Source organism: Desulfobacca acetoxidans DSM 11109 (assembly GCF_000195295.1).
Classification (GTDB): Bacteria; Desulfobacterota; Desulfobaccia; order Desulfobaccales; family Desulfobaccaceae; genus Desulfobacca; species Desulfobacca acetoxidans.
In genome coordinates, this window is record NC_015388.1 from 1,823,940 (window position 1) to 1,836,721 (window position 12,782).

Annotated in this window: 11 protein-coding genes and 1 pseudogene; 6 read left to right on the forward strand and 6 right to left on the reverse strand. The window is 54.1% G+C overall.

What is annotated here, in order from left to right; all coding sequences use genetic code 11:
* Nucleotides 1–107 precede the first annotated feature (107 nt).
* The 5 genes and pseudogenes from accC to DESAC_RS16765 form a co-directional block, all read left to right on the forward strand.
* The gene (gene accC, locus DESAC_RS08025) at nt 108–1,541 is read left to right on the forward strand and encodes an acetyl-CoA carboxylase biotin carboxylase subunit (RefSeq protein ID WP_013706575.1); all 1,434 of its coding nucleotides are present in this window, start codon (nt 108–110) and stop codon (nt 1,539–1,541) included.
* Nucleotides 1,541–3,229 carry a hydroxymethylglutaryl-CoA lyase-like TIM-barrel protein gene (locus DESAC_RS08030; RefSeq protein ID WP_013706576.1) on the forward strand — a complete coding sequence of 563 codons (1,689 nt, stop codon included), beginning with the start codon at nt 1,541–1,543 and terminating at the stop codon, nt 3,227–3,229. Before accC ends, DESAC_RS08030 begins: the two co-directional genes overlap by 1 nt.
* A gap of 55 nt (nt 3,230–3,284) precedes the next feature.
* Nucleotides 3,285–4,130, forward strand: coding sequence for an AmmeMemoRadiSam system protein B (gene amrB / locus DESAC_RS08035; RefSeq protein ID WP_013706577.1), 846 nt, complete (start codon nt 3,285–3,287; stop codon nt 4,128–4,130).
* A 58-nt stretch (nt 4,131–4,188) separates the two neighbouring features.
* Nucleotides 4,189–4,467, forward strand: a complete 279-nt coding sequence (locus DESAC_RS16985; protein ID WP_052301918.1) for a GGDEF domain-containing protein — start codon at nt 4,189–4,191, stop codon at nt 4,465–4,467.
* Nucleotides 4,439–4,669, forward strand: a pseudogene (locus DESAC_RS16765) (GGDEF domain-containing protein); the annotation flags it as partial. The gene DESAC_RS16985 and the pseudogene DESAC_RS16765, both read left to right, overlap by 29 nt.
* A gap of 54 nt (nt 4,670–4,723) precedes the next feature.
* On the opposite strand, the gene DESAC_RS08045 reads toward DESAC_RS16765, so the two are convergent.
* A complete protein-coding gene (locus DESAC_RS08045) occupies nt 4,724–5,287 on the reverse strand; it encodes a Uma2 family endonuclease (protein ID WP_052301920.1) in 564 nt (187 codons plus the stop codon).
* Nucleotides 5,288–5,514: 227 nt separating this feature from the next.
* Between DESAC_RS08045 and DESAC_RS08050 the strand changes: the two genes are divergently transcribed.
* The gene (locus tag DESAC_RS08050) at nt 5,515–7,032 is read left to right on the forward strand and encodes a cobyric acid synthase (protein WP_013706578.1); all 1,518 of its coding nucleotides are present in this window, start codon (nt 5,515–5,517) and stop codon (nt 7,030–7,032) included.
* Between the two features lie 77 nt (nt 7,033–7,109).
* Here DESAC_RS08050 and DESAC_RS08055 read toward each other — a convergent pair whose 3' ends face one another.
* The 5 genes from DESAC_RS08055 to DESAC_RS08075 form a co-directional block, all read right to left on the reverse strand.
* Nucleotides 7,110–8,579: a cobyrinic acid a,c-diamide synthase CobB gene (locus DESAC_RS08055; RefSeq protein ID WP_013706579.1), complete on the reverse strand. Its 1,470-nt coding sequence runs from the start codon at nt 8,577–8,579 to the stop codon at nt 7,110–7,112.
* Complete coding sequence (locus DESAC_RS08060) at nt 8,579–8,824, reverse strand: hypothetical protein (protein WP_013706580.1); 246 nt, start codon at nt 8,822–8,824, stop codon at nt 8,579–8,581. Before DESAC_RS08060 ends, DESAC_RS08055 begins: the two co-directional genes overlap by 1 nt.
* Before the next feature lie 13 nt (nt 8,825–8,837).
* Nucleotides 8,838–9,917 (reverse strand): dissimilatory-type sulfite reductase subunit beta, encoded by a 1,080-nt coding sequence (dsrB, locus tag DESAC_RS08065; protein WP_013706581.1) that lies wholly within the window; start codon nt 9,915–9,917, stop codon nt 8,838–8,840.
* A gap of 64 nt (nt 9,918–9,981) precedes the next feature.
* Entirely contained in the window at nt 9,982–11,226 is a 1,245-nt protein-coding gene (dsrA, locus tag DESAC_RS08070) for a dissimilatory-type sulfite reductase subunit alpha (RefSeq protein ID WP_013706582.1), read from the reverse strand.
* A 182-nt stretch (nt 11,227–11,408) separates the two neighbouring features.
* Entirely contained in the window at nt 11,409–12,731 is a 1,323-nt protein-coding gene (locus DESAC_RS08075) for a M16 family metallopeptidase (RefSeq protein ID WP_013706583.1), read from the reverse strand.
* Nucleotides 12,732–12,782: the final 51 nt, after the last annotated feature.

Consider the following 12,782-nt stretch of genomic DNA (forward strand, 5'->3'; position numbering starts at 1 on the left):
CCCCCGCCCCTGATCATCCTCTTCGGCAAGGCTTTGGCCTTGACAATAAACGGTGAAATATATTAAATAACTAAGATTAGGTATCGCTTTTAAGGGGCGTCCATCATATGTTTAAAAAAATCCTGGTGGCCAATCGCGGGGAGATCGCCATCCGTATTATTCGTGCCTGCAAGGAATTGGGTATTGCGACGGTCAGCATCTTCACTGAACAGGATGCCAATGCGTTGCACATTACCAAGGCGGATCAGGCGATCCTGGTGACCCCCGGCCCTATTGCCGGCTATCTGGATTATGCTCAGATCATCAAAGTGGCCAAATGGGCCGGTGCCGATGCCATTCATCCCGGCTATGGTTTTATCGCCGAGAATTGGCGTTTCGCGCATGCCTGCGAGGAAGCCGGGATTGGCTTCATCGGGCCGACTTCCACAGCTATTCGTTCCATGGGCAATAAAATCAGGGCTCGGGAGATGATGGCGACGGCAGGAGTACCGCTCGTTCCCGGTTCCCCGGTGCTTCAAACCGATGGCGAAGCAAAGGATTGGGCGGCCCGGATAGGCTATCCCTTAATGATCAAGGCCAAGGCCGGTGGGGGGGGGCGGGGTATGCGTCTGGTGCAGGACGACGAGGAGCTGCTCAGGGGCCTGCCCGTAGCTCGCGCTGAGGCCCAGAAAGCCTTTGCAGATGAGGCAATTTATCTGGAAAAGTTTATTGCCCAGCCGAAGCATATCGAAATCCAGATAATGGCTGACAGATACGGCAATACCATCCACTTGGGAGAGCGGGATTGTTCTATCCAACGGCGCCACCAGAAACTCATTGAAATTGCTCCTTCTCTCGTCCTGACACCGGAAAAACGGGCTGAAATGGGGGAGGTGGCCAAACAGGCGGCCCGCCAGATCAACTATCACACCGTTGGTACCGTAGAATTTTTAGTCGATCGAGACCTTAATCATTATTTTCTGGAAATGAACACCCGCATCCAGGTAGAGCATACGATAACGGAGATTATTACAGGTATCGACATCGTCAAGGAACAGATCAGATTGGCGGCCGGAGAACCCCTGCGTCTCACTCAGGACGAAGTCAGATTATGGGGCTATGCCATTGAGTGTCGGATTAATGCGGAAGACCCTCGGAATAATTTTTTCCCTTCGCCCGGCAAGATTACCAAATATCAGTCGCCCGGCGGGATCGGCATCCGCATCGACGGTTGTATTTTTGGCGGCTATGAGGTACCGCCCTATTTCGATCCCATGCTGTCAAAACTCTGCGCTTGGGGCAACACCTGGGAGGAAGCAGTAGACCGCATGTGCCGGGCCCTCGACGAATATATTATCCGCGGTATTAAGACCACGATTCCACTCTATAAAAAGCTCCTGGAAGACGAGGAATTCCGCTGCGGCCGCTATACCACCGAATATATGGAGAATAAAATTCAGCAGTTGAGTTACGAAGACCTCAAAGAACCCTTTGACCTCTATTATATTGCCGCCGCCGCCCTCTTTTTTGAGATGCACTATTTCTATACGGAGATGAAGTGATGTCTCAGGCAGTGCAGGTAACCGATGCCACGCTCCGGGATGGAGTAGAGAGTTTTGTTTTGAAGGAGCTGCGCCAGGAGGACTTGGCGCGCCTGGGCAAACTACTGGACCGGGCCGGGTTCTATTCCATCGATTGTTGGGGGGGGTCTACGTTTTATGCGGCGTTGACGGAGTTACAGGAAGATCCCTGGGAGCGGTTGAAACGGCTGCGCCGGGCCATTCGCAATACCCCTCTCCAGATGGTCGTGCGCGGTCAGATGTTGGTGGGGTTCAAGCCCTATCATAAAGAGGTAGTGCGAAAATTTTTGGCCAAAGCGGCGGCCTTGGGCATTGATATCTTCCGCATCTATGATCAGCTCAACGACCTGGAAAATATGCGGCTGGCCGTTTCCATCGCCAAGGAACTGCGTAAACAGGTAGAGGCGACGGTACTGTTTTCCCTAAATCCGGCTACCACTCAGGCGGATTACCTGCGTCAGGCCGAGGCTTTGCTCAATCTCGGGGCGGATGCCATTTGTATCAATGATTCGTTGGGGGTTATGACCCCTGATAAGGTGGCATCACTGGTTACCACCTATCGGAAGAGCTTCCATCAGCCGTTGCGCCTCCATTTGCATGACAATTACCAAAAGGCCTTAGAGGCCTATCTGGTGGGTATCCGGGCGGGAGTGGAACGGGTAGACACCGTGCTAACATCATTGGCCTGGCCAGAGGGACCGCCGGCAGTAGAATCACTGATGTTTTCTCTGGGCGGCACGATGTATGATCCCCATATCGATATCGATATCTTGTACGAGATCTCGGAATATATTCAAGCTCTTAAAGAAACCCGGCACTATCGGGAGCCCGCCCCCAGGAAGGTAGAGAGCCGCGCTGAGGAGGGTTTCCTTCCCGATCTGCTCAAGGACTTCCTGCGGGAGGAGCTGCGTCGCCAAAACGCCCGTGACCGACAGCATATGGCCTTCAAGGAGGCCCATCGGGTATGGGGGGATTTGGGTTTTTTGCCACTGAAAGGCCGCATTTTGGAGATCATCGTCGAACAGACGGTGGCCAATGTCCTTGCCGGAAAACGTTATGAAAAGCTGACCGAAGGTATGGAGGATCTCGTCAAAGGACGATATGGGCCGCTATATTCTTTGGCTAACGAAGAATTGCGGCAACGAGCCCTCGATGCGCGTCAGGCAGATCGGGGACAGAGCTGGGAAGGCCGTCTGACTAAACCGCTGGGAATCAGTCAGGAAGAAGATGTTTTGACTTATTCCTTGTTTCCCAACGAGGCCGAACGCTTTTTTCAGAGTCGGCGTCAGCGGCTTGCAGCTCCTCCCATTGCCAAACCGCCAACCCTGGAGGCAGTTAGACCGCTCAGTCAAATTTCCCAGAATGTCCCCAGAGGCCTCAGTCTCACCCTCAAAGGAGAGGAGGTAGGCGCCCGACTTGAAGGCATCGGACCGCTGCGGGGTAATAAACAGACCATGTTTGTCAATATTGCCGATATGACCGAAGAGATCGAAGTTACTCTGGTCTCCAGCACCGGTGCCATGCCGGAATACCTTATCACCATGCACGGTGAAACCCACCGCCTCAAGTTCAGGAAGGTATTTCCCAAAGAAGAGGAATATACCCCGATATTCTTCGAGGTTGACGACACCCTGGAGGAATTCCTCATCAAACACCTGCACATTGATTAAGGTCGGGAGAGGACTGTCGTTATACGTAGGTTCTCCCTTGGCCCAGGAGGAGACTATGATGAAAGTCCGTCCTCGCACCTTGCCCATCGGTTGGTATCCTGAATCCGGCCGGGAATGTCAGAATAGATTGACCGCTTTTATCGCCGGAGTCAAGCCCTTAGCTGCTGGCGCCAAAATCTATGGCGGTGTCATGCCTCATGCCGGTTGGTATTTTTCCGGCAGATTGGCGGCTCAGGTCTTTTATCTAGCGGCCCAGAGCGGACAGCCCCAGGTGGTCTGCATTTTTGGCGGACATCTGGGGAGCGGTTCCCCACCTTTGCTGGTCATGGAGGACGCCTGGGAGACCCCACTGGGGGAAATCACCCTGGCCAAAGAGATGTACCAACCTCTGCAGGAAAAGATCACCTGTGCCCGCGAATATCCGGGGGACAACACCATTGAGATTCAGCTTCCCATGGTGAAGCACTTTTTCCCGCAGGCCAAGCTGCTGGCCCTGCGCGCCCCGCATTCCCAGCAGGCGGTGCTCTTAGGTCAGGCGGTGGTTGCGGTGGCCAATGATCTAAACCTCAGTCTGCTGGCCTTCGGTTCCTCTGATCTCACCCACTATGGTCCGAACTACGGTTGGGCTCCCAAGGGCTATGGTGAGGCGGCGGTTAAATGGGTCAAGGAGGTCAATGACAAAAAGTATATTGACCGGACTTTGAAAATGGATACGGCCGGGGTTCTAGACGCCGCCGCCCGCGACCAAAGTTCCTGCAGCGCCGGAGCGACCGCCGCTGCTATTAGCGCCTCCACAGCCATGGGTGCCGCCAAAGGCGTTCTAATAGACTATTATACCAGTTACGACATTATGCCCAATGATAGCTTTGTCGGCTATGCCGGGATTATTTTTACGGGATAGAGGACGTCAAGCCGGTTTACTCGAATCACCTGGAACCTGACATAGGCTCCAACAGTTGATGCGTACTGATCCTCTCACCGGCTTGGCTAACCGGTGGTTTTTTAATGAAACTCTGATCACTCATATTTCTTTAGCCCAGAGACATGGCGTTCCCCTGTCACTGGTCATATCGGACCTGGATCATTTTAAGAGCATCAATGACAGTTACGGGCATACGGTGGGGGATACAGTGCTCCAGGGTTTCGCAGAGATTCTTAAAAGAAACGCAAGGATGGAGGACCTAGCAGCCCGCTACGGGGGGGGAGGAGTTAATTGTCCTCTTGCCCCATACGGATAAAGAGGGCGCCCGATTCTATGCCGAAAGGGTACGTCATGATCTGCAATCCCGCGTCTTCACTGGAATATCAGGACCCGTTACTGCCAGCTTTGGTGTGAGCCAATTGACTTTCGAAGATGATGCGAATACTTTCGTCCGTCGGGTTGATCAGGCCGTTTACCGGGCGAAGGACAATGGACGCAATCAGGTAGCAGTGGCATGATGGCAGTAAAGCGCGCCAGCGTCTGAAAGGCTTTAAAAAAGGTGCTATAGTGCTTTATGCGGTTGGTCTGCCTGCACCTTCGGTTCCGACTCGCCGGAATGTTAGTGTCAGGTCTATTTCTAAACCGGGCAGAATATGCACCGGCAGCAAGCCCTTGGCTTCATAAATGCTCGGAATCCCATAGGTGCCGCCAGGCGTCAGAAGTCTGACTGTGATCAGCCGGTCACCCGGATGCACGAGCCAATATTCCCTGACACCGTGTTTCTCATACAGCGCCACTTTGTAGATCTGATCTTTGGCGGCGGTGGAGGGGGAGAGGATTTCGATGATAAAATCCGGTGCTCCCCGGCAGCCGCGCGCGTCTAATTTTTCCGGCACGCAAACCACAGTGATGTCCGGTTGTACTACGGTGATAATTTCATCATCGGCTTCCTCAGCCTCTGGCAGGCGGACGTCAAAAGGCGCAACAAACACCTGGCAATCCTGATCAACAAGAAAGTTACTGATCTGTCTAAATATTTCCCCTGAAATCCTCTGGTGGTCGGTTGACGGAGCAGGAGTCATATTGTAGGGTATTCCTTCAATCAACTCCCAGCGTTCGCCTTCCGGCCAGCACAGGTAGTCGCCATAGGTGTATTTTCTTTTTTTATGGCTTCTTGATTCATACCGGTTTTTCCAACAACGTCTTCTATTATTAAAATCACAATATTATGATATAATTAATTATTTGCCCTGTCAAGTTAAAGCCTTCGGCTTATGTAGTATTTTGGGACCATAGTTTATGGTTCAATACACCTGGCCGAATTGGTCCAAGAACTCAAAAAACAGCAACCGGAAACCCTCTTATGAAGTTCCGTCCGCTTATGATTTTGGGAGCCGGCTCCGATGTCGGCAAAAGCATCTTGACTGCGGCGTTATGTCGTATCTTCCGGCAGGAAAGCATCGGGGTGGCGCCTTTCAAAGCGCAGAATATGGCCCTAAACAGCTTTATCACCCCCGAAGGAGGGGAGATGGGCCGGGCCCAAGTGGTGCAGGCCCAAGCTGCCGGATTGACGCCGCATGTGGATATGAATCCCATTCTGTTGAAACCCAGTAGCGACGTAGGTGCCCAAGTCATCGTGCAGGGTAAGGTTTATGGCAACCTGGGGGCCAGAGACTACTACCAACACAAGCCTAGGTTGGTGCGTAAGGTCATGGAATCGTATCGGCGTCTGGCGGCCTCCTATGATCTAATCATTTTAGAAGGGGCGGGCAGCGCCGTGGAGCTGAACCTGAAAAAGAACGATCTGGTCAATTTCAGCATGGCCAAGCGGATCGGGGCGGCGGTGCTGTTAGTGGCGGACATCGACCGGGGAGGCGTCTTCGCCGCCACAATCGGGACGCACCATCTCCTAACCCGAGTCGAACGGCGGCTTTTAGAAGGGTTTATCATAAACAAATTTCGTGGCGATATCTCGCTCTTCGACTCCGGGGTTAAGATTATCGAACGGCGTACCGGTAAGAAGGTTTTCGGCGTTGTGCCGTATATGAGGGACCTGCTGCTTCCTCAAGAGGACAGCGTTGCTCTGGAGCGCAAAATGCGGCAGCAAACTGGCGTCTCATCCACTGATTTGCAGATCAACATCCTGCGCCTGCCGCACATCTCCAACTACACCGATTTCGATCCATTGGAGCAGGAACCGGGTGTCAACCTGAATTATTTTGATCATCATCATTATCCGGCAGACGCTGATCTGCTCATTCTGCCAGGAACCAAAAACACCATTGCCGACCTGCTCTATCTACACCAGACCGGGCTGGCAGAAAAAATCCGGAACTATGCCAAACGCGGCGGGAGGGTTATCGGCATCTGCGGTGGTTTCCAGATGATGGGGGAAGTGGTGCGAGACCCTTTGGGAATGGAGGGAACTGCTCCGGAGGCGGAGGGTTTGGGATTGTTGCCCCTAATTACCACCATGGCGGGGGAGAAGACTACCACTCAGGTGGAGGCGAGATTTCTGGGACTTGGCGAAGAGAGACCTCTGGTGACGGGGTACGAGATCCATCTGGGGATTACCGATCTGATAGGGGAGGGGAGGGGGGTATTTGAAATCACCCGTCGATTGGGCCAACCCGTTAAACTCAGAGATGGTTATGCTAGCCAGGATTTCCGTAGCTGGGGCAGCTATATCCACGGATTGTTTGATAGCGATGTATTCCGGCGGACCTGGTTGGCTGAACTGCGCCGGGGAAAGGGTCTGGAAGTTGCTGAGGCGGGAGTTTATACCTTTGAGGCCTTTCAGGAGGAGCAGTTTGACAGGTTGGCGGAGGTAGTGCGGGGTTGTCTGGATGTGGAGCGGCTGTTAAGGGTTATCCGCTTATAAGCGGGGTGAAGGTGGCAGGAATCTGCTGGTATAAAAGGAGTATAAATGAAAACAGCTTGATTTGACTAGGTTAACTGCTAAGGAAGAAATTTCCGGGCGCGGACCGCCGCGGATAAGGCAAGCGGCTGTTCTGGCTGGGCCGCAGACTCAGAAGATGTAAGGCGGGAGTGATATTTCCGGGCCTGGCCGACGAGAGCGGGGGCCCATAAAGGGGTGGAGAGGGCATGTATGTGGGTATAGGCAGCCAGGACATTGTTATAGCTGACGCCATCCCTCTGCCCAGTAACGCCATGACCCCGTTCGAGGCGGAAGACGAGGTTTAACTTCTGCTCGTCGGTTTCGACGAGGCGGGAATAGTGGAACTCGTGTCCCAGCAGCTTAGTTCCAACCGGATAATACGGGTTGGGGTGATCCACCTCGATGACAGTGTAGCCGTGGCCCTGGGGTTTCTTTTCGAGCAGCACGGAGAGGGGCAGCGCGCCCACCATGGGATAGCTCTGTTCCCGGACGATAATCTGTTCGCCTAAATACATCAGCCCGCCGCATTCGGCATACACCGGCAATCCATCCTCAATGGCATTTCTTAGCGCCTGGCGGAATGTCAGGTTTTGAGTTAACCCGAGGGCGTTGGTCTCGGGGAAACCGCCGCCGATGTAAAGACCATCAAGCGGGGGAAGCATTGCATCCTCCAAAGCGTTGATCTCAACGAGGCGGGCGCCGCAATCGACCAGTGCTTCTAAATTTTCCGGATAATAGAACTGGAAGGCGGCGTCCCGGATGATGCCGATGGATACAGGTTCAGGCGGGGACTGGACTGTATATGGGGCATGGAGCGGGACCGCGGGCAGGTTGGGAGCGTTTTGAGCTATCTGCCAGAGGCGCTCCAGATCAAGGTATTTCCGGGCCAAGTTTTGCGCCGTTAGCACCGCCTGGCAGGCGGCATCGTGCTCCTGGGGCGGCACCAGTCCCATATGGCGTTCCGGGAAGACGGCACATTTCAAACGGGGCAGAGCGCCCAGTACCGGTATGCCGCAGTACTGCTCGATAGAAGCGCGCAAAACCCCTTCATGGCGCGGCCGAGCAATCTGGTTGAGGATTACCCCTCGAACGGCCACGTCAGGGTCGAATTTCTGACAGCCCAAAACGATAGCCGCAGCGGTGCGGGTGGTCATGGTGCAATCAACCACCAACACCACTGGAGCTTCGAATAGTTTGGCCAACTCCGCCGTACTGAAAGCGCCCGCAGCATCCAGACCGTCGTACAGACCTCGGTTTCCTTCGATGAGAGCCCCATCGGCTCCGGCAGTATGAGTTCCCAAGGAGTACATCATACTGTCCCGATCCATGAGGAACGGATCGAGGTTATAGCACGGCCGCCCGGCTGCCAAGGCGTGCCAAGCCGGATCGATATAATCCGGCCCTTTTTTAAAGGGGACGATATTCCGCCCTTGTTGCCGCCAAGCGGCTAGCAGCCCTAAGGTCAGCGTGGTCTTCCCAGAGCCGCCCCTGAGGGCTGCCAGCATCAGTCGGGGACAGGGCCGGTACATTAGATGTTCTTGGCAGCGCCTTCTTCGTGGGGGATTTCGATATAGCTGCCCCCAAAATAGGTATAGACGCACCGACCGCTGTCAATGAGATCCTTGATGGCGAACTTGATGTCGTTCTTGGGCTGATCAGGATGCTCTTTGAGGACGGCCTTTTGCACGTCCATGGCCTTCAGGTTTTTCTTGCCCTGGGCCTTGGCCACCATGTCGTAAATGTAATTGCACAGATCTTCTTTGGATAGTGCCATTTATCTCACCTGCTTAGAACTTAAAGTGCATTGACGTGCGATAGGTGTCATAAGCCCACCGGTAGTCGTCAATGTGCTGGAAGGTAAAGGGGATGTCGCATACTTCAAAGAATTTTTCCCAACCGATGCGCTGAATCCACTCGCCCACGCGCTCCCACTTGTTGGCGCCTTCGGCATACTTGATGACAATCTTGCGGATGGCTTGAACGGTTTCCGGCCACCGCGGTGGATTGTTAGGAATGTATGGTACCGCCAGACGGGAGAACATAGGCGGATTCACAGCATTGGACACTTTGCCGCCCACGAGCAGGGCTACGCCACCTTTTTCTGCGTCAAACAGCGGCATGGCCGGGCACATGGTATAGCAGTTACCGCAGTACATGCAGCGCTCTTCGTTGACCACGACGCTTTTGATAGATTTATCCGGATGAGGCCGGATGGCGCCGGTGGGGCAGCTAGCGATGGTTGTGGGGATTTCACAGAGATGCCGCAGTTTATCGTGGGCAATGTGAGGCGGTGTGCGGTGCACGCCCAGGATGGCGATGTCGGAGCAGTGCACGGCGCCGCACATATTGAGGCAGCAGGCCAAAGAGATGCGCAACTGGGCCGGCAGTTGATGGCTGCCGAAATACTCAAACAGGTCGTCCATGACGGCCTTGACAACGCCCGAGGCGTCAATAGCCGGGGTGTGGCAGTGGATCCAGCCCTGGGTATGGACGATATTGGTGATGGAATGACCCGTGCCGCCTTTCGGAATACCACGCTGAGCCAACTCTGCTTTTAAGGGTTCCAATTTGGATTTATCGGATACCAGAAACTCAAAGTTGTGACGGCTGGTGAAGCGCATGAAGCCTTCGCAATATTTATCGGAAATTTCTGCCAGATCTCTCGCTTGCAAGGTGGTCAGGATCCGTGGTGAGGCAACGCGAATGGAAAAAATCTCATCACCACTTTCCGCCACATGTCTCAGGATACCCGGCTCCAGAATCTCGTGATATTTCCACTTGCCATAATTGTCTTTAACGACCGGCGGCAAGAATTTACTATAGTGCGGTGGCCCAATATCAGTAATGCGTTCTGCTTCTTCAGACATGTTATGATATCCTCCTTAACAAATTGTGCATGATGCGATTGGTATAATTCGCTTCAGCGTAGCGTTATTTCGTAGTGTAATATTTTTTGCCGGCCGCTTCGGCCTCGAAATCCGCATCCTTCCAGAAGAAGAAGGGGTTGGCCCGAGGGATCTTAATGCTCTGGGGTACCGGCGGCAGACCCAAGGCCTCCAGGAAATTCCGCATGCCTAAACGCAGGATGAGTTCGCCCACGCGCTCCCGGTTCTTGCCGTTCTCTGCCCACCATTCCATGATATTGCCGGCGATCTCTTTCAGATTGTCATACGGCGGCTCCATCTCCATGAAGGGGACGATGACCCAGCTCATCTGGGCGCCTTCGAGGATGGGGGCATGTGAGCCGATTAAGAGGGTGGCGCCGGTTTCGGTGCCGGGCCGCAAAGCTTGGGGCATCAGGTTGATACAGTGCATGCAGTGATTGCAGTTCCGGTTGTCGATTTTTAGGGTGCTGCCGTCAAAACTCATACAGCCGGTGGGGCAGAGTTCTACGACATCGGCCTGAATATCCAGTTTGGCGTATGGCGAGCCGCCGCCCCGAGGTTTGAGTTCGCCGCCGGCATAGGCCTTTACGGCTGACTGGTCGATGCGGATATCGTCTTTCCAAACGCCGATGACGGAACAGTCGGCCCGGGCTACCGATGCGACGCAGTCATTGGGGCAGCCGGAGAATTTGAACTTGAATTTGTAGGGGAAGGAGGGCCGATGCAGCTCGAATTGATATTCCTGGGTAATATCGTAGCAGGCTTCAAGAGTGTCGTAGCAGGACCATTCACAACGGGCCGGGCCGACACAGCAGGAGGGGCTACGCATAGCGGAGCCGGAGCCGCCGATATCAAAACCCTTCCGGGCCAAGGCCTGGAAGCAGGGCTCCAATTCTTCGGTACGGGTTCCCAGGAAGACAATGTCGCCAGTGGCGCCATGCATATTCAATACACCACTGCCATACTGATCCCAAATATCGCACAGTTCCCGAATCGCGGCGGAGGTATAGAACCATCCTGACGGTTGGTTGATACGCATGGTGTGGAAATGTTCCAGGCCCGGAAATTCATTCGGCAGGTCGGAATACCGGCCGATGATCCCAGAGCCATACCCGAGGACGCCGACGATACCGCCGTGCTTCCAGTGGGTGATTTTTTCCTTATAAGACCTTTCCAGTTGCCCCAACAGGTCGTTAACCTGAGGCTTCGTGGGAAGCAACCGTTTGAGGTCTGTCACGAAGCTCGGATATGGACCCGATTCAAGTTGATCCAACAATGGGGTTTTGTGCATGAAAACTTCCTCCCTTTGTATTGATTGAGAAAATCAAATTTATCCTTTTTTTCACAAACAAGACCATTATATCATTGTTGTGAATTCATTTGTCAACAAAAAAAAGACTTCAATATCAATGGTATTTGCACTGCGGAGGTCCAGGCCGATCCAAGGGGGCAGAGGAAAGAACAAATGTTTATTCAAGGTATTGTAATAACGCTTACCTCTCCTAATTTTTCTAATTCTATAAGGCACTTGTCCGCCGGTCCGACCACTAGTGTCACCAGGTCATTCGGTTGCAGATGGCGCCGGGCCACCTGTGACGTTTCTGCCAGAGCCACCCCGGTAATGTGCTGACGGTAGGTCTTGAGGTAGTCCCAACCGAGGTCATAGAGATCAATATGGATCAGTTGGTGGGCCAGACCGCTGGCCGTCTCCAGGCTCAAGGGGAAGCTGCCGACGTAGTAACTCTGGGCATCGGCCAATTCAGCGGCGTTGACTCCATCTGTTCTAACTTCCTGCATGACCTGCTTAATCTCCTGCACTACCAAGGCGGTGTGCTCCGCCGGGGTAAAGGTTGAAATAATAAAAGGTCCTGGGGCCCGGCGGAAATAAAATTGGCTGCGGACGCCGTAGGTGAGGCCTTTTTCCGCCCGGAGGCGCATCATCAGCCGGGAAGAAAAGCCGCCGCCGCCGAAGATATAATTCACCAGGCGTAGCGGAAAATAATCCGGATGGCTCCGGGATAGACCTAAATGTCCGCAGCGGATTTCACTCTGAGTCAGAGAGGGGCGGTCCAGCAGATAAATCCCGGGAGGGCGCGGGGTTGTCAGTCCCTGCTGATAGGGGGGTGATGGGGGGGTAGCTACGGTCCACGACCCAAAGAGTCTGGTCGCCGCGGCCACGGCCTTAGACTCCGGGACCATGCCTACCACCACCAGGGTGCTGGCTTCCGGGTGAAAATTATGCTGATAGAACATTTGCAGATCATTCAGCGTCAGAGCAGCCAGGGAATCAGGACTGCCATCCGGGGGATGTCCATAGGGGCTGTCGCCGAAAAAAAGCGGTAGATAGGTCCGGGTAGCCGTTTCCCGGGGGTCGTCCTGGGCTTGTATGAGCTCGGCGCGGCGGCGTTCCTGCAAGAAGGCAAATTCTTCCGGCGGAAATCCGGGAGTCTGGACGATCTCCGCCAGCAGCGTCAAGAGTTCCTCGTAATCCTCCGCCAATCCTTCCACCGAAACAATCGTGTGATCCCAGGACCCATAGGATTTCAGCAAGGCCCCCCGGCCTTCCACGGTCAGGGCCAGCTCTAGTTGATCTCTATCCTTGGAGCCTAAGGTCAGGCATTCGGCCAGGCAATCGGCGGCACCGCCTTTGCCCAAGGGATCGGCCTCAGCCCCCCGTTTGGCCATAAAGGTCAGGGTTAACCACGGCGCCCGGGTGTACTCCATACCCACCACTCTCATCTGATTCGGGAGTTGGTGAACATATATGTCCGGTAAAAAATTATTTTCTGTTGGCATGTTGTGTCCTTACTGCAATGGTTTTGATCCTGAGCCCGGCCTGTTCGCCCG

Excerpts from the sequence above, each read along its gene's own strand:
- dsrB (WP_013706581.1), bottom strand. The coding sequence starts at position 9,917 with ATGTCTGAAGAAGCAGAACGCATTACTGATATTGGGCCACCGCACTAT.
- DESAC_RS16985 (WP_052301918.1), top strand. The coding sequence starts at position 4,189 with ATGCGTACTGATCCTCTCACCGGCTTGGCTAACCGGTGGTTTTTTAAT.
- accC (WP_013706575.1), top strand. The coding sequence starts at position 108 with ATGTTTAAAAAAATCCTGGTGGCCAATCGCGGGGAGATCGCCATCCGT.
- amrB (WP_013706577.1), top strand. The coding sequence starts at position 3,285 with ATGATGAAAGTCCGTCCTCGCACCTTGCCCATCGGTTGGTATCCTGAA.
- DESAC_RS08075 (WP_013706583.1), bottom strand. The coding sequence starts at position 12,731 with ATGCCAACAGAAAATAATTTTTTACCGGACATATATGTTCACCAACTC.
- DESAC_RS08060 (WP_013706580.1), bottom strand. The coding sequence starts at position 8,824 with ATGGCACTATCCAAAGAAGATCTGTGCAATTACATTTACGACATGGTG.
- DESAC_RS08030 (WP_013706576.1), top strand. The coding sequence starts at position 1,541 with ATGTCTCAGGCAGTGCAGGTAACCGATGCCACGCTCCGGGATGGAGTA.
- DESAC_RS08055 (WP_013706579.1), bottom strand. The coding sequence starts at position 8,579 with ATGTACCGGCCCTGTCCCCGACTGATGCTGGCAGCCCTCAGGGGCGGC.
- DESAC_RS08050 (WP_013706578.1), top strand. The coding sequence starts at position 5,515 with ATGAAGTTCCGTCCGCTTATGATTTTGGGAGCCGGCTCCGATGTCGGC.
- dsrA (WP_013706582.1), bottom strand. The coding sequence starts at position 11,226 with ATGCACAAAACCCCATTGTTGGATCAACTTGAATCGGGTCCATATCCG.